Annotated in this window: 15 protein-coding genes; 9 read left to right on the top strand and 6 right to left on the bottom strand. The window is 68.7% G+C overall.

The features are described 5' to 3' along the window. Positions 1-53: 53 nt before the first annotated feature. Positions 54-1,220, bottom strand: a complete 1,167-nt coding sequence (locus QSV35_RS11975) for a substrate-binding domain-containing protein (protein WP_286288980.1) — start codon at positions 1,218-1,220, stop codon at positions 54-56. A gap of 219 nt (positions 1,221-1,439) precedes the next feature. On the opposite strand from QSV35_RS11975, the gene QSV35_RS11970 reads away from it, so the two are divergent. The 6 genes from QSV35_RS11970 (at position 1,440) to QSV35_RS11945 (ending at position 7,428) form a co-directional block, all read left to right on the top strand. After that, positions 1,440-2,363 carry an alpha/beta hydrolase fold domain-containing protein gene (locus tag QSV35_RS11970; RefSeq protein ID WP_286288979.1) on the top strand — a complete coding sequence of 308 codons (924 nt, stop codon included), beginning with the start codon at positions 1,440-1,442 and terminating at the stop codon, positions 2,361-2,363. Between the two features lie 19 nt (positions 2,364-2,382). Beyond that, complete coding sequence (locus QSV35_RS11965; protein WP_286288978.1) at positions 2,383-4,020, top strand: flavin-containing monooxygenase; 1,638 nt, start codon at positions 2,383-2,385, stop codon at positions 4,018-4,020. Positions 4,021-4,091: 71 nt separating this feature from the next. Next, the gene (locus QSV35_RS11960; RefSeq protein ID WP_286288977.1) at positions 4,092-4,862 is read left to right on the top strand and encodes an SDR family NAD(P)-dependent oxidoreductase; all 771 of its coding nucleotides are present in this window, start codon (positions 4,092-4,094) and stop codon (positions 4,860-4,862) included. Further along, positions 4,859-5,620: a 3-oxoacid CoA-transferase subunit A gene (locus tag QSV35_RS11955; RefSeq protein WP_286288976.1), complete on the top strand. Its 762-nt coding sequence runs from the start codon at positions 4,859-4,861 to the stop codon at positions 5,618-5,620. Before QSV35_RS11960 ends, QSV35_RS11955 begins: the two co-directional genes overlap by 4 nt. Further along, positions 5,617-6,255 carry a 3-oxoacid CoA-transferase subunit B gene (locus QSV35_RS11950; protein ID WP_286288975.1) on the top strand — a complete coding sequence of 213 codons (639 nt, stop codon included), beginning with the start codon at positions 5,617-5,619 and terminating at the stop codon, positions 6,253-6,255. Before QSV35_RS11955 ends, QSV35_RS11950 begins: the two co-directional genes overlap by 4 nt. A gap of 3 nt (positions 6,256-6,258) precedes the next feature. Continuing rightward, positions 6,259-7,428, top strand: a complete 1,170-nt coding sequence (locus tag QSV35_RS11945) for a thiolase family protein (RefSeq protein ID WP_286288974.1) — start codon at positions 6,259-6,261, stop codon at positions 7,426-7,428. Between the two features lie 529 nt (positions 7,429-7,957). Here QSV35_RS11945 and QSV35_RS11940 read toward each other — a convergent pair. Further along, on the bottom strand, positions 7,958-10,198 hold the full coding sequence (locus QSV35_RS11940) for a LuxR family transcriptional regulator (protein WP_286288973.1): 2,241 nt from the start codon (positions 10,196-10,198) through the stop codon (positions 7,958-7,960). 172 nt (positions 10,199-10,370) lie between these two features. Continuing rightward, positions 10,371-10,841 carry a nucleoside deaminase gene (locus QSV35_RS11935; RefSeq protein ID WP_286288972.1) on the bottom strand — a complete coding sequence of 157 codons (471 nt, stop codon included), beginning with the start codon at positions 10,839-10,841 and terminating at the stop codon, positions 10,371-10,373. A gap of 57 nt (positions 10,842-10,898) precedes the next feature. On the opposite strand from QSV35_RS11935, the gene QSV35_RS11930 reads away from it, so the two are divergent. Together QSV35_RS11930 and rarD are read left to right on the top strand one after the other, a co-directional pair. Beyond that, on the top strand, positions 10,899-11,555 hold the full coding sequence (locus QSV35_RS11930; RefSeq protein WP_286288971.1) for a histidine phosphatase family protein: 657 nt from the start codon (positions 10,899-10,901) through the stop codon (positions 11,553-11,555). A gap of 5 nt (positions 11,556-11,560) precedes the next feature. Beyond that, positions 11,561-12,457: an EamA family transporter RarD gene (gene rarD / locus QSV35_RS11925; RefSeq protein WP_286288970.1), complete on the top strand. Its 897-nt coding sequence runs from the start codon at positions 11,561-11,563 to the stop codon at positions 12,455-12,457. 8 nt (positions 12,458-12,465) lie between these two features. On the opposite strand, the gene QSV35_RS11920 is transcribed toward rarD, so the two are convergent. Then, positions 12,466-13,014, bottom strand: a complete 549-nt coding sequence (locus QSV35_RS11920) for a HutD/Ves family protein (protein WP_286288969.1) — start codon at positions 13,012-13,014, stop codon at positions 12,466-12,468. Positions 13,015-13,065: 51 nt separating this feature from the next. Next, positions 13,066-13,572 (bottom strand): nucleoside deaminase, encoded by a 507-nt coding sequence (locus QSV35_RS11915; protein WP_286288968.1) that lies wholly within the window; start codon positions 13,570-13,572, stop codon positions 13,066-13,068. Positions 13,573-13,805: 233 nt separating this feature from the next. On the opposite strand from QSV35_RS11915, the gene QSV35_RS11910 reads away from it, so the two are divergent. Beyond that, positions 13,806-15,461 carry an SLC13 family permease gene (locus QSV35_RS11910; protein WP_286288967.1) on the top strand — a complete coding sequence of 552 codons (1,656 nt, stop codon included), beginning with the start codon at positions 13,806-13,808 and terminating at the stop codon, positions 15,459-15,461. Between the two features lie 19 nt (positions 15,462-15,480). Here the strand turns inward: QSV35_RS11910 and QSV35_RS11905 are convergent, their stop codons facing one another. Further along, positions 15,481-17,523, bottom strand: a complete 2,043-nt coding sequence (locus QSV35_RS11905) for an ArnT family glycosyltransferase (RefSeq protein ID WP_286288966.1) — start codon at positions 17,521-17,523, stop codon at positions 15,481-15,483. Positions 17,524-17,552: the final 29 nt, after the last annotated feature.

The raw sequence follows: 17,552 nt of genomic DNA, 5'->3' as shown, positions 1-17,552 counted from the left end.
CATCCCTCCTCGGGTGGGGAGGGCCCGGCGGCGGATGTCGCCGGGCCCGGGGTTCACTGGAAGAGCTTCTTCAGCTCGTCCACGGTCAGGCCGGACGACAGGATGGCGTCGGCGGGCAGGTCCTTCTCGCACTTCGGCATCTTGCTCGAGTCGGTCGAGTCCTCGATGATCTGGAGGTCGTACGTCGAGGGCTCGTTGTTCGGCAGGTTGTTCGCCGCGGCGAGTCCCTTGTGCAGCGCGGCCTCGACGACCCAGTTGCGCGACGACTCGGTCGCGATCTGGTAAGTGGGCTGAGCGTCCTTGTACTGGTACCAGAGGCACGCGAACTCATTCGAGTCGTTGGCGGACCAGACCGGGAGCGGCTTGCCCGCCGCCTCGAAGGCGCGGACGCCGCCCACCGAGCCCCCGCCGTAGTCGGCGACGATGCCGTCGATGTTGCCGTACTTCGTGATCAGGCCTGCGACGACCTGCTGCGTCTTCCCCGGCTCCCAGTCGGTCGCGACCGGGCCGTCGGTGTTCAGAAGCTTGATGCCGGGGTGCGCCTTGACGGACTGCATGACCCCGTCGTAGACCGCCTGCGAGTAGGAGTTGCCGGCGATGCCGCCGAGCATGACAAGATTGCCCTTGTCTCCCATCTTGGAGATGGTCCAGTCGGCAAGGTTCTTGCCGTACGTCTTGATGTCCTCGGAGACGAAGTCGACGTAGTCCTTGCCCGGCGTCCCGCCGGGCGAGCCGACGAAGGGCACCACCTTGACGCCCGCCTCGGTCGCCTTCTTGATGGTGGGCAGCAGGGCCTCACCGCCGTCCACGAAGGTCACGATCACATTCGCGCCCTGCGCGACGAGCGAATTGATGTCGCTGATCGCCTTCTGCGTGTCGCCCTGCGCGTCGGTGTAGAGGATCTTCTTGATGTTCTTGCACTTGGCGGCCTCCTTCTCGAAGATCGCGCGGGTGATCTTGCGCCAGGAATTGCCGCCGAACCCGTCGGCGAGCGCGACGGTCAGCGGCTTGTCGCCGCAGAACTTCGAGATGTCCTGGATCTCGCTCTCGGTGCCGACGGTTCCGACCGTGACCTTGCTGTCGGACGATCCGCTGCTGGCGCCGTCGCCGCCCGATCCGCTCCCGGAGAGCGAGCCCGTCGAGCAGGCCGTGGCCAGAAGCAGAATCGCCGCGGTCGCCGCGACCGCGGCCGCCGCGCGGCGAGTCGATGTGAATCGCATGGTGTGCCAACTTCCTCTTCATTGAGCGCCGGCATGCGGACGCGCCGGCGGGTGGTATGTCCAGCAGTCTGGGGCCGCCGCACGGGGCGGATCCGGCTCAGGCTGAGACGACGGTGCGTCATTTTGCGACAGCCGATGGCGGGGCCTCCGTACCGCGTGATTCTGGATTCACGCCGCCGGGAGACGGCACCCCACCTGGTCTTCGCTGAGGAGGAATCCATGCCCGCCACTGTTCCCACAGATCCCCTGGGACGGATCTACGCCGAGTGGACCGTCGAATTCACGGCCGCTCCCGAGCTGTCGCTGCCGGTGCTGCGATGGATCTTCGAGGACTGGCAGCGAGCGACCGCCGAGCCGGAGGACGTGACGTACCGCAGCACCGAGATCGGCGGGGTCCCGGGCATCCTCGTTTCGCCGATCGGTGCCGATTCCCGCAAGGTGCTCCTCGTGCTGCACGGGGGAGGGTTCGCGCTCGGGTCGTCGGCGAGCCACCGCAAGATGGCCGGGCACCTCGCCAAGGCCATGGGCGCCTTCGCCTTCGTCGCCGACTTCCGCCGCGCCCCCGAGTTCCCCTATCCGGCCCAGCTCGACGACGCCGACGCCGTGATCGACGCGCTGATCGCCGACGGCCATCGCGCCGCCGACATCACACCGGTCGGAGACAGTGCCGGCGCCAGCATCGCGATCGCCACCGTGCTCCGGCGTCTGCGCGACGGCGCTCCGGTCCCCGCGCAGGTCATCACGATCTCGCCGTGGCTCGACATGGAGAACTCCGGCGAGACGATCGAGACGAACGACGCCACCGACTTCCTCATCGCCCGCGAGGGCCTGCAGGGGAACATCGACCGCTACCTCTCCGGCGGTGCCGACCCCACCGACCCGCTGGTGAACCCGCTGTACGCCGACTTCACGGGGTTCCCTCGCCTCTACATCGCCGCCTCTGCGACGGAATCGCTGTACCACGACGCCGTCCGGCTCGCGGAGCGGGCGCGTTCGGCGGGCGTCGACGTCGTCTTCGACACCGTCGACGGTGAGCAGCACGTCTGGCCGATGCAGGCCGGCAACCACCCTGCGGCCGACACATCCGTTCGGCGCATCGCCGACTGGCAAAACGAGAGCCGCGTCGCCGCGGACGCGCTCTGACATCGAAAGGAAATCGGACATGACCGACAACAGCACAAGAGACTTCGACGCCATCGTCATCGGGGCCGGGTTCTCCGGACTCGCGATCCTGCATCACCTCCGCGAGATCGGCCTGCGCACCCTCGTCGTCGACGGTGAGGACGGCATCGGCGGCACGTGGTGGGTGAACCGGTACCCGGGTGTGCGTACGGACAGCGAGTACTCGTACTACTCGTTCTCCTTCTCCAAGGAGGTCCGCGACGAGTGGACCTGGACGGAGCGCTACCCCGCCGGAGACGAGGTGCTCTCCTACCTCAACTTCGTGGCCGACCGTCTCGACCTGCGCAAGGACATCCGGCTCAACACGCGCGTCGACTCGGCCGTCTACGACGAGGACGCGAACACCTGGACGGTGAACCTGGCCGACGGCACCAGCCTGACGGCCAAGTACCTCGTGAGCGGCATGGGCGTCCTCTCGCAGGCGGCGTTCCCCGCGATCCCGGGGATCGACACGTTCCGCGGCGAGAAATACCACACGGCGCAGTGGCCGCGCACCGGCGTTGATCTCGCCGGGAAGCGCGTCGGACTCATCGGCCTCGGCGCATCCGGCATCCAGATCGTCCCCGTGATCGCTTCGGAGGTGGACGAGTTCTTCGTCTTCCAACGCACGCCGAACTTCGTGGTGGAGACGAACAACGACAAGGTCGGCGAGGCCGAGATGGAGTGGCTGCGCGCGAACTACGACGCCGTCTACGAGAAGGCGGCGAACCACCCCTTCGGCGTCGCGATGGAGCCTGCCGAGCACAGCGCGCTGGAGGTCTCGGAGGAGGAGCGCCGGCGCATCTTCGAGAGCAAATGGAACGAGGGCGGATTCCACTTCGCGAACGAGTGCTTCACCGACCTCGCCACGAACCACGAGGCGAGCGAGCTGGCATCCGAATTCATCAGGTCGAAGATCCGCGAGATCGTCAAGGACCCGCAGAAGGCTGAGCTGCTGTCCCCGCGGACGTACTCCTTCAACGGGAAGCGCGTCCCCACCGGTCACGGCTACTACAACGCGTTCAACCACGACCACGTGCACCTGATCGACACCGCGACGACGCCGATCACACGGATCACAGAGAACGGGGTCATGGTCGGCGACACCGAATATGAGCTGGACGTCCTCATCTTCGCCACCGGATTCGACGCCATGACCGGCACACTCACCAACATCGATGTCGTCGGCCGCGGCGGTCGGACGCTACGCGACAAGTGGACGCACGACGGACTGAAGTCCAACCTCGGCATCAACGCGCACGGATTCCCGAACTTCTTCATGTCGCTCGGGCCGCAGACGCCCTACTCCAACCTGATCGTGCCGATCCAGCTCGGTGCCCAGTGGCTGCAGCGCGCGCTCCGGTGGGCAGAGGAGAACGACGTCCCGTACTTCGAGGCGACGCCGGAGTCCGAGGACTGGTGGCGCGAGGAGACCGAGCGCACCGGCCGCCTGACCGTCATGTACTCGGAAGGCAAGAAGGCCAAGGCCTGGTTCCTCGGCGAGAACATCCCCGGCAAGGCGGAGGAGTTCCAGGTCTACATGGGCGGCGGTCAGGTCTACCAGCAGCACTGCCGCGACTTGGAGGCATCTGGCTACGCGGCCCTGCTGCACCGCGAACCGGCTGCCGTCAGCGCCTGATGGCGGCGGGTGCCGGGGCGTGTCGCACGCCCCGGCGCTTCCACGGGAGACATTTGAGGAGGAGAAGGACGATGGGACGACTCGACGACAAGCGAGCCGTGATCACCGGTGCCGCGTCGGGCATGGGACGCGCGACCGCTGAGCTTTTCGCCGCGGAGGGTGCGGCGGTGGCCCTGCTGGATGCGCAGGCCGAGCCGGGCGTGCGCGCGGCGGAGGAGATCCGGGGCCGGGGAGGCGTCGCGACCTTCCGGCGTACAGACGTCACCGACGAGGCCGACATGCGGGCCGCCGTGGACGAGGCGGCCGCCGCATTCGGCGGGCTCGACATTCTGGTCAACTGCGCCGGCATCATCGGCGCGGACAAGCCGACGCACGAAGTCACCGAGGCCGAGTGGGACGCGGTGTTCGCCGTGGACGTGAAGGGCGTGTTCTTCGGAACGAAGGCGGCCGTGCCGCACTTCCTCGCCGCCGGCGGGGGAGCGATCGTCAACTACTCGTCGATCTACGGGATCATCGGCAACGACGAGTTCACGCCGTACCACGTCGCCAAGGGGGCCGTGAACATGCAGACGAAGCAGGATGCCGCGTCCTACGGCCGCTACGGCATCCGCGTCAACGCCGTGAACCCCTCCACCGTTCTCACCCCGCTCGTCGAGGGGATCGCGGCCGAGTACCCTGGCGGGCTGCCCGCCTACGAAGAGATGATGACCGCGCACCAGTCGTTGCGACGGCTCGGCCGTCCGGATGACGTCGCGCGCGCGGTGCTCTTCCTCGCATCTGACGACGCATCCTGGATCACCGGCGTGACGCTCCCCGTCGACGGCGGTTATACAGCGCGATGATCGACAAGACAGTGGCGGATGCCGCGACCGCAGTGGCCGGCATCCCGGACGGCTCGACCATCATGGTCGGGGGATTCGGGCGCGCGGGCCAGCCGGCCGAACTCATCGATGCGCTGATCGAACAGGGCGCGGGTGACCTCACGATCGTCAGCAACAACGCCGGCAACGGCGACACTGGCCTGGCGGCGCTCCTCGCCGGCGGCCGGGTACGCAAGATCGTGTGCTCCTTCCCGCGCCAGCACGATTCGTGGGTCTTCGACCGGCTGTACCGCGCCGGGAGGATCGAGCTCGAACTCGTTCCCCAGGGGAACCTCGCGGAGCGCATCCGCGCCGCCGGAGCCGGAATCGGGGCGTTCTTCTCGCCGACCGGCGTAGGGACCGAGCTCTCCGCTGGAAAAGAGGTTCGCGAGATCGACGGTCGCCTGTACGCGCTCGAGTATCCGATCTGGGCGGACTTCGCGCTGGTGAGCGGCCTTCGGGGCGACCGTTGGGGCAACATCGTCTACCGGAAGACGGCGCGCAACTTCGGCCCGATCATGGCGACCGCGGCGCAGACGACGATCGTGCAGGTCGACGACATGGCGACCCTCGGCGCCCTCGATCCCGAGAGCATCGTCACGCCGGGGATCTTCGTCGACGCCGTCGTCGCCGTGGGCTCACGGTCGTGGCTGCGCGACGGAGCCTTCGTCGGAGGCGTCGACGCGGACGGGATGCCGCTGCCCGACGCTGCGGCCACTCGAGCGGAGGTGGACCGATGACGACACGCATCACGCGCGCCCAACTCGCGGCACGCGTGGCGATGGACATTCCCGAAGGCTCGTACGTCAACCTCGGGATCGGCGTCCCGACGCTCGTCGCCGACTACCTGCCCGCCGATCAGGAGATCATCCTGCACACCGAGAACGGGCTGCTCGGGATGGGTGCTGCCCCGCACGAGACGCAGGTCGACCCCGACCTCCTCAACGCCGGCAAGCAACCCGTCACCGAACTCCCCGGGGCCGCGTTCTTCCACCACGCCGACTCGTTCGGCATGATGCGCGGCGGACACCTCGACGTCTGCGTCCTCGGCGCATTTCAGGTGAGCCAGGCCGGCGACCTTGCCAACTGGTCGACAGGCGGCGCAGATGCGATCCCCGCGGTGGGCGGCGCCATGGACCTCGCGATCGGCGCGAAGGCCGTCTACGTGATGACCGACCTGCTCACCAAGTCGGGCGAGTCCAAGCTCGTCTCGGCGTGCACCTATCCGCTCACCGGAATGGCGTGTGTCACGCGCGTCTACACGGACCATGCGATCTTCGACGTAAGGCCGGACGGCTTCGTCGTGCGCGAGGCGTTCGGTGACAACACCGTCGCGCTCCTCGCCGCGCTCACCGGGCTGGAACTGAAAGGCTGAGCAGTGACTGCTACATATGTCTACGATGCTGTCCGGACGCCCTTCGGCCGAGCAGGCGGAGCTCTTGCGAGTGTCCGCCCCGACGACATGGCGGCCACCGTGATGAAGGCGGTCGTCGAGCGCGTCGGACTCGATCCCGCGCGCATCGACGACGTCGTCTTCGGCGACGCGAACCAGGCGGGTGAAGACAATCGCGATGTGGCGCGCTTCGGTGCACTGCTTGCCGGCTTCCCGACCTCCGTCCCGGGCGTGACGGTAAATCGCCTCTGCGGCTCCGCGGTCGAGGCCGTCATCCAAGGATCGCGAGCGATCGAAGCGGGCGACGCTGACATCATCCTGGCGGGCGGCGTGGAGTCGATGAGCCGCGCGCCGTTCGTCGTACAGAAGGCGGCGAAATCGTGGCCGTCCACCGGCAACCAGACGTTGTGGAACACGTCGATCGGGTGGCGGATGGTGAACCCGGCGTTGCGGAGCGACTGGACCATCTCCAACGGAGAGTCGGCCGAGAAGCTCGCGTCGATCCACGGCATCTCCCGCGATGCGCAGGACGAGTTCGCGCTGCGCAGCCATCGTCTCGCGGGGGCCGCATGGTCGGCGGGCTTCTACGAGAACGAGATCGTGCAGGTCGACGGGATCGAGCTGCCACGGGACGAAGGCATCCGTGATGACACGACGCTTTCGAAGCTCAGCGGCCTGAGGGTGCTCTTCGCGCACGATGGTACTGTCACCGCGGGCAACTCGTCCTCGATCAACGATGGTGCGTCCGCCGTGCTCCTGGGGAGGGAGGGGGCGGTGGATGCGGAACCCCTCGCGCGAATCGCGGGCCGTGGTGTCTTCGGCAACGATCCGGACGTGTTCGGCGTCGCGCCGGTCGAGGCTGCTAATCGCGCGTTGGCCCGGGCGGGGCGAACCTGGGCCGACGTCGACGTCGTGGAACTCAACGAGGCGTTCGCGTCGCAGAGCCTTGCCTGCCTGAAGCTCTGGCCCGATCTAAACCCCGAGATCGTGAACGTCCACGGCGGCGCCATCGCGATAGGCCATCCGCTCGGCGCCTCTGGAGGCCGCATCATCGGCCACGCCGCGCATGAACTGCGTAGACGTGGCGGCGGGGTTGCGGTCGCCGCTATCTGCATCGGCGTCGGCCAGGGACTGGCTGTCGTCCTCGAACGTTGAACCGGTAGTGGGGCGCGTACGCAAGAGCTCGTCGCGCTGGTGTATGTGGCGGGAAGAGCGGGCTGACGGAACACCCCACCTCTTCATACAGCTGGTCGACCCCGGCGCACTGCTCCGCGGTGCGATCGCCACGGCGCGAGCCGACGGCCTGCGTTGACAGCCTGTCTGGGTGACATCTCGATCGTCATCGCCGGCCGATCTCGATGATCCGGCTTCATCTGCCGCCAGGTCACGGTCTGGTCGTCGCTCTCAAAGAGGGGAGGGTGATGAGGGACGGAGCCCCCCGTCGGCCTCGTTCCCCATCACCCTTCGGCAGCCTCCTGGGGAGAGGCGCCCTATCTCGCGGCCCTGGGGAGGCCGCAGGAGTCGACCGGCTCGTGTGAACGACGGCGGAACGACATCCAGGCACCAGTGTGGAGGCTGAAGAGCATCTTCCGCGTCATCACAATCGGGTGAAGCGCATGCGGCTCAGGGATGACGTTTCGGAGAGCGTCCATCCGGGTGCGTGACGTGTGAACCGCCGGGGCGCTCAGTCAGCGGATTCGGCGACGCCGGACGGCGTGCCGAGGAGATCGAGCTCGTACGCCCGCTCCACCGCCTGCGACCTGGTCGATGCACCGAGCTTGCGGAAGATCGAGCCCATCTGCGTGCTGATGGTGTTCGTCGAGACGTAGAGCCGTTGCGCGATCTCGGCCCGCGTCAGGTGGGTCTGCAGGAGCGGGAGCAGTCGCTGCTCGGCAGCGGTGAGCGAGACCGAGGGGGAACCCCGGTCGGCGGACAGGGCATGCGTGCGCACGAGGCTGTGTGCGTCTGAGACCCGGTGGCCGAGGCTTCCGAGAACGCGACGCGGCGGGAGGATCTCCTGGATCTCCTCGAGCAGCAGCTCCGCCGCCTCGGCGTCGCCCGCGCGGAGCTGCGCGCGGATGAGGAGAAGCCGGGTGGGAATGGCGAGGAGCGGCACGGCCTTGCCGCAGCGATGGCGTTCGGACATCGCCGAGGCGAGATAGTTCAGCCCTGCGGTGCGTCGCCCCGCGTTCAGCGCGATGCAGGCCGCGGCGGCGTGCGGGTACGCGGCCATGACGTAGCCGTCGATACCCCCCGCGCGGATCGCCTGCATCGCCCGCTCGGCGTGCTCGTCAGCGGCCTCCCAGTCACCGCGCTCGATGGCGAGCAGCGCGAATTCGGATTCGCAGATGACGACCGTGGCCGGGTTGCCGTGCGCGTCGGCCATATGGATGGCTTCGCTCAGCACCGTCGTCGCCCGTTCCGTGTGCCCGGCATGCAGAAGCGTGCTGCCGAGGATCTGGACGGCCGGGTCGCGCCAGGGGCTGTCGAGCGGCTCGAGCTCGGCGGCGAACTCGGCGTCCGCCAGTGCCGATTCGATGCCTTCCTCGAGCATGATGGCCCGGATCATCGCCTTCGCCGTCGGGACCGTGACGCCGGGCGCCTCAGCATCATCGGGCACGCGACGCAGCAGCGTGCTCCACTTGCGCGCGTCGTCGTCGGTGCCTGCGAGCACTGCGAACCAGGTGATGACGACCACGGCGGAGGGATTGAGGAGGAGGTTGGCGTCGCCGATCTCACGGAGCCATCGACCGAGCGTCGCGCTCTGGCCCGCCTCGTATGCCGGAAGCGCCGCGACGGTGACCAAGGAGGTGGCCAGTTCGAAGGCGCCCGCGGAGATCGCGTGGTCGATCGCGGCCGGAAGCTGGCCACGCTCGGCGAACCAGCTCGATGCCCGCTGGTGCAGAGCGGGTATGGATGAGGCGGCCTCGATCTCGAGCGCCCCCGTCAGGTATTCGCGGAACAGGGGATGCAGGCGGTATGCGCGATGCGCCCGGTCGGCGGTGACGAAGAGCTGGCGGGTCTCGAGATCGCGGAGGATCCGCGCCGAGTCGGAACGCTGGAGCACGGCATCGCACAGGTCTGGGATGTGGGCGCCCAGGATCGAGCTCTGGAGGAGGAACTGGCGGGTGTCCTCGGGAAGGTCGCGCACGCACTCCTGATAGAGATAGTCGGCGAGGACGGCATCGTCGCTGAAGGACTCGAACGGTCTGCGCTTCGAAAGAAGGGCGCACATGTGGAGTCCGGCGGCCCAGCCGTCGCAGCGCTCCACCCAGTCCTGGAGCATGTCGGCGTCGACGAGAGCTCCGGCCTCCTCGGCGATTCTCGCCGCGCCGGCGGGATCGATCCGGAGGTCGGCAGCGCCGATGTGGGCGGAGGAGTTGGCCACCCGGCCGCGGGCGAGCCGGGTGGGGTGGTGACGGCTGGCCAGGACGACTTGCGACCCGGCGGGAACTCCGCCGAGCACGACCTCCAGGACGTCCAGGCACTCGGGGTTCTGCAGGACGTGCAGATCGTCGACGAACAGCACGAATGGCCGCTCGCATTGGGACAGGACCAGAGCCACCGCAGGCGCCATGCGGCCGAGCACATCGTCGCGAGAGGTCGCGATCACGGTGAAGACGGAGCTCGCTGCGGAGGCGAACCGCTCGCACGCGTACGCGAGGAGCCGCAGGACTGCGGCGGGGTCGTCATCCTCGACACGGAGCGTGAGCCAGCCGGTGGCGCGGTCCTCGACCTGCTCCCACTCGGCGAGCAGCGACGACTTGCCGTATCCCGCCGGCGCTGTCACGGTGACAAGACGAGAGCCGTCCGTCCGCAGTGCCTCGACGAGCTCCGGGCGGCGGACGAACGCCGGGTTGAAGATCGGAGCGGTCGTCTTGCTCTCCAGGAGGAGCGACTCCAGATCCGCGCCAGCAAGCAGCATCCGATCCTCCGCAATCTCACATATCGCCACGGCCCTGCACCGGCGACAGGATCAGCGGTGCATCGCGCCCCTACGCTGCAGGCCGCGCGTCATTCTATCGGCCGGGCGCGGCGGTCCTCACGCCGACCCGCTGCTCGTCGCCCGCAGAGCGCGACAGCGGCGGAGGAGTAGATCACATCGTTCCTTCGGTCGCGTCCTGCCCGATGTCCTCCGCCCACAGGGCGGAGTGGGACGCGATGAAGGTCGTCATCATCTCGGTGCATTCGGGGTCGTCGAGGACCGTGACATCCACTCCTCTGCTCCGCAGCAGTTCCTCCCCGCCGAGGAAGGTCCTGTTCTCGCCGATGATGACGCGGGGGATGCCGTACAGAAGCACGGCGCCGGTGCACATGTCGCACGGCGACAGGGTCGTGACCAGCGTCGCTCGCGCGTAGTCGGCCGCGGGAAGGCGACCGGCGTTCTCCAGGCAGTTCATCTCCGCGTGGTGGATGACGCTGCCATCTTGGACCCGGCGGTTGTGTCCCGTCGCGATGAGCTTCCCGTCGATGAAGAGGGCCGATCCGATCGGGATCCCGCCCGAGGCGGCTCCCGATCGCGCAGCGTGTATCGCCGGCAGCAGTTGGGCTCGAGGATCGTCGCTCATCTTGTCCGTGCCCTTCTATTACGCGGCCGGCCTCGGTCGCGATACTACGGTTGCGTTGTGTCCAACGTAGATCCCCTTCCCGATCATCCGGCCCCGGACAACCCGTCGGGAAAGCTCGTCCTGCTGCGTCATGGCGAGACGGAATGGTCGAGAGAAGGCCGGCACACCGGACTGACGGACATTCCCCTCACCGCGCGCGGGGAGGACCTCGCGCGGAGAGCCGGCCGGTTGGTCGCCGGCTACGACTTCGCACTGGTGCTGACCTCGCCGCTGCAGCGCGCGCGTCGCACAGCCGAGCTGGCGGGCCTGCACGCTGAGGTGGATCCGCTCCTCGTCGAGTGGGACTACGGCGGCTACGAGGGGCGCACAACGCGCGACATCCGTGAGGAGCTGGGTTACAACTGGAGCGCGTTCACGCACGGCGTGATTCGTGGCCGGACACCCGGCGAGACCGTGGAAGAGGTCGCTGCGCGCGCGTCGCGGGTGCTCACGCGAGTGCTGCCCGCGATGGCCGAAGGTGATGTCGCCCTGGTCGCGCACGGCCACATCCTGCGCATCCTGACGGCCGTCTTCCTGCGGTCTGCACCGCGCTTCGGCGCCCAGATCACGCTGGATGCCGGATCGGTGTCGGTCCTCAGCTTCTTCCGCGAGCAGCCCGCCATCCTGTCGTGGAACTACGGGCCCGAGCTGCCGATGGCGCCCTCGGAGTCATGAACCGGATGACCGGAACCGAGTCGCACCGGGTGCGCGGCGTCGTCAGCTCGCTGCTGGCCAGCGTCCTGTTCGGCGCGATGTTCTACCTCTACGGCGTCGTGGACGCGTCCGCGGAGTCGCAGTTCGGCTGGCGCATGATCGTCACCGTCCTCTGCTATGCGGCGGCTCTCGTGACGATGGCCGGACGGCGGGCGCTCGGGGAGCTGTGGACCGTCCTGAAGTCGGCCTGGTGGATGACGGTCGTCCTCGTCGCGCTGAGCGCGATGGTCGGCTTCCAGATGTGGCTTTTCGCCTGGACGCCGGGCCACGGGTACGCGCTCGACGCCTCCCTCGGCTACCTCTTGCTGCCGATCGCGCTCGTGCTCATCGGCCGGCTGTTCTTCCGGGAGCGCGTGAGCCGCCTGCAGTGGGTCGCCGTGGTGATCGCGGTGGTCGCGATCGCGGCGAAGATCGCGTTCACGGCGGCGGTGTCGTGGGTGACGTTCGCGATCTGCATCGGGTACGCGGTCTACTTCATGGTGCGGCGGCACACGCAGCTCGACCTGCCCGCGACGTTCGGTGCGGAAGTCGTCATCCTGCTCCCCGTCGCCATCCCGTTCGTGCTCTTCGCGCCCGCAGCGATGACGACCGGGGGCGCGATCGCCGTGATCGCGGCCGGGTTCGCGGGGACGCTCGCAATGACGGCCTACCTGACGGCATCCCGTCTGCTCGCGCTGCCCCTCTTCGGCCTGCTCACGTACGTCGAGCCGGTGCTGATGTTCGTCGTCGCGCTTCTGCTCGGCGAGCGGCTCAACGCTCTCGACATCGTCGTCTACGGGCTGCTGGCGGTCGCCCTGACCGTTCTGGCCGTCGACGGGTTCCGGGCCTCTCGAGGATCGTCGGCCGTCGAGGGTCCTCTCTGAGGAAGCCCTCAGAAGGCGATGGGAGTGAGCCGCGCTCGCACGAACAGCCCTCGGAGCGCCAGCGATCCGCCGGGTCGGAGCAGCGCGGCGTCGAGTCGATTGCGGGTGTGCCCGTTGACCACGCAGTCATCCCGGAGTGCGACGAGGACCACGGTGCTCCGATCACCCGAGGTGACCGCCGGGGCGTCGCTGAGTTCGATGTCCACGCTCCACGAATCCCGCCGCGTCATGACGTTGAGATCGAGGAATCCATCGTGGTTCGGGCGGGCGGACACGTCGTCCTCGCCGTCGAACGTCACGATCTGCTCGGGCGCGAGATGGAGTGCGCGGCCGTTGATCGTCAGATCGACCCCGCCGGTGCCGAGGGCCACCTGATCGCGGCGCACGCCGGGATAGGAGCTGTACGGCTGGGTGCCGCTCAGCTCGGCGATGCTGACGCGCCACGTCCACGCGCCGGCCGCGTCCGCGTCATCGAACACGGGCCGCGTGACGCCGAGCCCGTTCTTCCACGGACGCGGCTCGATCAGCGCGTAATCCACGTACGTCGGGGTGCTCACGCGATGATCGTACGCCGAGTTCACCCGCCCGGCGCCCGGGTCAGGGCAGTGTCATAAGTCGCGGTCGAAGAGTTTTCTCTGCAGGTCGCGCACCTCGTCCGCGAGGTCCGGATCGGGGCCCGAGACCGGGATGCCGGGGGCGATCGCGGGGATCGGAAGAGGAAGCACGGGGGATGCGGCCGCACCCCATTCCGCGCGCCAGGCACTCAGCTGCTCCGTGCTCGTCGCGTAGACGATCCGGCCGAGTCCGACCCACGCGTGTGCGGCGCTGCACATGGGGCAGTGCTCTCCCGAGGTGTAGACGACGCTCGCGGCGCGCTCGGTCGGCGACAGGTTCGCGGCCGCCCAGCGCGCGATCTCGAACTCGGGATGCCGCGTGGCATCCCCGCCCGACACACGATTGCGATCCTCGAAACGGACGGCGCCGGCGGCATCGATGAGCAGCGATCCGAACGGTTCGTCTCCGTCGTCCAACGCCTCGCGTGCGAGATCGACGCAGCGCCGCAGGTGCCTGCGGTCGACGGCGGACAGGGGTGGATGCAGGTCGGGGGAGCTCATGACGCCACCGTACGCGAGTGGCAGACAGGCCTGGCGGCTTGTCGGATCGAGGCATCCGAGCGCGGTCCTCGCGCCCGGCGCTCGACCGGAGAAAATCGACCGATCTAGGATGAGAGGATGCCTCGCCGAGTGGCAGATCTCCGCGGCCGGGCGCAGTCGCACCGGATGCGTCTGCTGCGCGGCGTTCCGTGCCGATGGCGCGGCTCGGAGCCGGAGGGGCCGCAGGCGCGAATGTGATCGTCGTCTCGGCGGTCCTCGTCGTCGCGACGCTCGTCGTCATGACGGCAGGCTGGGTGCCGCCGGTGATCGCGCTCGGCGGAGCGATCGTCATCGCGGGGCTTCTCGGAATCGCCCCCGCCAGCGCGCTGTTCGGCGGTCTCAGCAATCCCGGGGTGATCACGGTTGCGGCCATGCTCGTGATCGCGAAGGGCATCGTGCAGACCGGAGTCGTATCCCGGGTCGCGCAGACCCTGCTGCGGACGACGAGATCTGCGGTGGGCGCGCTTCTGCGGCTCGTCGTCCCCGTCGGCGTGGCGAGCGGCCTCATGAACACGACGCCCATCGTGGCGATGCTCATCCCCGCCTCACGCACGCTCGAGCAGACCCGGGGCATCCCCGCCCGTGAGGTGATGCTGCCGATCGCCCACATCACGACCCTCACCGGGACGATCACCCTGATCGGGACCAGTTCGAACCTCCTCATCGCCGGCATCGCGGGGGAGCGGGGCGTCTCGATGACGATGCTCTCGTTCGCTCCGATCGCGCTGCCCGCCGCGGTCGTCGGCGCAGCCGTCGTGATCACCTTCGGTCCGCGGATGCTGCGCGCAGACCAGGCTCCCTCGGCGCCGCGGCTCGACTGGCGGGTGGAGGTGGCGGTCGGCGATCGGGCGCTCGTCATCGGGAGAAGCGCGTCGCAGGTCGGCCTCGACAGCGCACGCGACTACAAGCTGCTCGCCATCCTGCGCGCCGGTCGGACGCTTCCCGCCGCGACTCCCATCGCCGAAGGGGATCGACTCGTGTTCGCCGCCTCCGAGGCAGGCATCCCCTCCCTGTGGGAGAGCCCGCACCTGGGGCACGCATCCCACCGTCTGTTCGCCGTCTCGGTGAAGGCGGGGGTGACCGGCACCCTCAACGACCTCAGCGAGTCGACCGACATCGACGTGATCGCCGCCCGTACCCGGTCGCTGCTGCGTGCGACCGATCTCCGCGCGGGCGCGACGTGCTACGTGACGGCTCCGTCCGCCGAGGTCGTCGATGCCAGCGAGTACGTCGCCCTGTGGCAGAACGCGGGAAGTCGTGCACCGCAGCCGGGACGCACGTGGACCGCGCTGCTGATCCTTGCGGCGGTCGTGCTGACGGCGTCGTTCGGGCTCGCGCCCATCGAGTTCACGTCGATCGCCGGGGCGATTCTGATGGTGCTCACCCGGGTGCTGACTCCGCAGTCGGCGGCCCGCGCGCTCGACTGGAACACCCTGTTCATCCTCGCGGGCTCGGTGGGGCTCGGCGCCATCGTGATCGAGAGCGGTCTTGCGTCGCTGATGTCCGCCGCGATCAGCCGGATCGTCGGAGATGATCCGGTTCTCGTGGTCGTCGTCTTCGCGATCGTGACCGCGCTGCTCACCAACGTCATCTCGAACGCGGCGGCGGCATCCATTCTGACTCCCGTTGCGATCACCGTCGCCCTCACCGCGCACGTGGATCCGGTCGTCCTCCTCGCCGTCGTCGGAACGTGCATCTCCTTCACGTTCCTCAACCCCTTCGCGCACCAGACGAATCTGATGGTGATCGGCCCGATCGGCTACACCACCGGGCAGTTCGTGCGTGTCGGGATCCCGGTCCTGGCTGCGGGGCTGCTGGCGACGTGCGTCACCGGGGTCCTGTTGGCGTGACCCGCCGCATCGGCCCCGCCTACGGCGTGCACACGTAGAGGCCGGAGACGCCCGCATCCGTCACTTGCGTGCAGTTCTGCTGGACCCACGAGCGGATCTGCGCGGCGTCGCCCGATTCGGACTGGCCGACTCCGCCGCCGAAGCCGCCCTGATCCGAGACCATCACATACTTCAGCTCCCCGCCCGCGACGAGCGTCTGGAACGCCGCGAACGTCGGCGCCGGATCGGTTCCGTTGAATCCGCCGATCGGGAGCACCGCCTGCCCGCCCGAGGCGGTGATGAGGCTCGCCGCGCTCTGCGCGCCGAAGACGGCGACCAGGTACTTCGCCGACCCGCGGTTCTGCTCGAGGTAGGACAGGAGGGTGGAGGATGCGGCATCCCCCTGCCCGCCGCCGAAGCCGCCGCCCTGGCCGGCACCGCCGGGGGCGCCCTGCGCGGGCACGCCGTTCTGGCCGCCGGGACCGCCCTGCCCACCCGGCGCACCCTGACCGTTCTGTCCGCCCGGGCCCGCCTGCCCGCCTTGGCCGTTCTGCCCGCCGCCGATGCGCGGTGCGCCCTGCCCGCCGAATCCGCCGGCGCCGCCGAACCCGCCCATCCCGCTCATGTCGGAGACGCCCCCCGCGACCGGGTTGATGGAGCTGGGATTCCAGATCGTGACGACCGACCATGCGAGCGGTGTGAGGAGCATCGCGATGCCTGCGACGAAGGGCGTGACAGCGCGGACGACACGCTCGCGCTCCCATCCGATCATCGCGATCGCGACGCCCGCGGCGAGGAACTGCATGACCGCGAACACGGTCGAGTATGCGGCTCCGGCTGAGGCGTACGCGAAGGAGATCACGAGCGCCGTGACGGCCGCGGTGCTGACGAGTGCCATCTGCGCCCAGCGCACCCGACGGCGGCGGGCGACCGCGAACGCGACGCCGAGCGAGAGCGCCATCGGGATGGCGAGTGCGGCCGTGTAGAACTGGTGCATCCCGGCGACGACGGAGAACATGCCGGCGAACGTGACGAGCCAGACGCCGAGGAACACCGTCACCGCGGGTCGCCAGCGCAGCACGGCGAGCACGACGATCCCGAGGATCGCGACCGGCAGCAGCCAGGCGATCTGCCCCGCGAGCTGCTCGTTGAAGAGACGGAACGCGCTCGCGTCGCCTGAGAACGGGGGAGTGAACGATCGGTAGGCGGAGGCATCCGCCGTGCTGTCGCCGAAACGGCCGAGGCCGTTGTAGCCGAACACCATCTCCCACGGATCGTTGTGCAGCGTCGACCCGATGTAGGGGCGAGCGGATGCCGGCACCAGGGAGACGATCACGATCCAGACGAGCGACGCCGCGAGACTCACGGCACCCGCGACGATGGTGTGCCAGATCTTCCGGATCCACGGCTGCTTCGTGCAGAGGTACGCCGCCGCCAGCGCCGGCCAGACCGCCCACGCCTCGAGCATGTAGGTCTGGAACGACAGCGCGATGAACAGTCCCGCGATGAGGAGCCAGCCGAAGCTCGGGCGGGTGAGCGCCTTGACGGCGGCCCATGCGGTCAGCGCGAGTCCGAGGACGAAGAAGGTCTCGGGCTGGTTCGAGCGCGAGACCGCGACGAGGATCGGGGTCGTCGCGACGGCGGCACCGGCGAGGAGGCCGGCGGTCGGACCGGCGAGCCGCTTCCCGGCGAACGCGGTGAGCAGCGCGGCGCCGACCGCCGCGAGCGCGTTCGGCAGGATGATCGTCCACGTGGAGAACCCGAACAGCTTGACGAACAACGCGGGGATCCAGAAGGAGCCCGGGATCTTGTCGAGCGTCACCGTGCCGGCCGGATCGAACGCGCCGAAGAAGAAGTTCGACCAGTCCTGGCTCATCGACAGGGCGATCGAGGCGTAGTACTCCGATCGGGAGCCGCTGCCGACGCCCCAGACCGTGAGACCGGCAGCGAGCAGAGAGAGGATCACGAGGCCCCATACCCACACCGACCCGAGGCGCCGCGCAGGCCGAGCGGCCAACGCGGTCACGGGTGTGGCGAGCGGCGGGCCCGGTACGGCGGGGGCGGGCGGGATGGTGATGGTCATGAAGCGAAGGTATGCGCCGGATCGCGGTG

This window comes from Microbacterium candidum (assembly GCF_030315975.1).
In the GTDB taxonomy this organism is placed as follows: domain Bacteria; phylum Actinomycetota; class Actinomycetes; order Actinomycetales; family Microbacteriaceae; genus Microbacterium; species Microbacterium candidum.
Note: the sequence above shows the minus strand (reverse complement) of the source record. Positions and strands in the feature narration are given on the sequence as shown.

Excerpts from the sequence above, each read along its gene's own strand:
- QSV35_RS11975 (WP_286288980.1), bottom strand. The coding sequence starts at position 1,220 with ATGCGATTCACATCGACTCGCCGCGCGGCGGCCGCGGTCGCGGCGACC.
- QSV35_RS11970 (WP_286288979.1), top strand. The coding sequence starts at position 1,440 with ATGCCCGCCACTGTTCCCACAGATCCCCTGGGACGGATCTACGCCGAG.
- QSV35_RS11965 (WP_286288978.1), top strand. The coding sequence starts at position 2,383 with ATGACCGACAACAGCACAAGAGACTTCGACGCCATCGTCATCGGGGCC.
- QSV35_RS11960 (WP_286288977.1), top strand. The coding sequence starts at position 4,092 with ATGGGACGACTCGACGACAAGCGAGCCGTGATCACCGGTGCCGCGTCG.
- QSV35_RS11955 (WP_286288976.1), top strand. The coding sequence starts at position 4,859 with ATGATCGACAAGACAGTGGCGGATGCCGCGACCGCAGTGGCCGGCATC.
- QSV35_RS11950 (WP_286288975.1), top strand. The coding sequence starts at position 5,617 with ATGACGACACGCATCACGCGCGCCCAACTCGCGGCACGCGTGGCGATG.
- QSV35_RS11940 (WP_286288973.1), bottom strand. The coding sequence starts at position 10,198 with ATGCTGCTTGCTGGCGCGGATCTGGAGTCGCTCCTCCTGGAGAGCAAG.
- QSV35_RS11935 (WP_286288972.1), bottom strand. The coding sequence starts at position 10,841 with ATGAGCGACGATCCTCGAGCCCAACTGCTGCCGGCGATACACGCTGCG.
- rarD (WP_286288970.1), top strand. The coding sequence starts at position 11,561 with ATGACCGGAACCGAGTCGCACCGGGTGCGCGGCGTCGTCAGCTCGCTG.
- QSV35_RS11915 (WP_286288968.1), bottom strand. The coding sequence starts at position 13,572 with ATGAGCTCCCCCGACCTGCATCCACCCCTGTCCGCCGTCGACCGCAGG.
- QSV35_RS11905 (WP_286288966.1), bottom strand. The coding sequence starts at position 17,523 with ATGACCATCACCATCCCGCCCGCCCCCGCCGTACCGGGCCCGCCGCTC.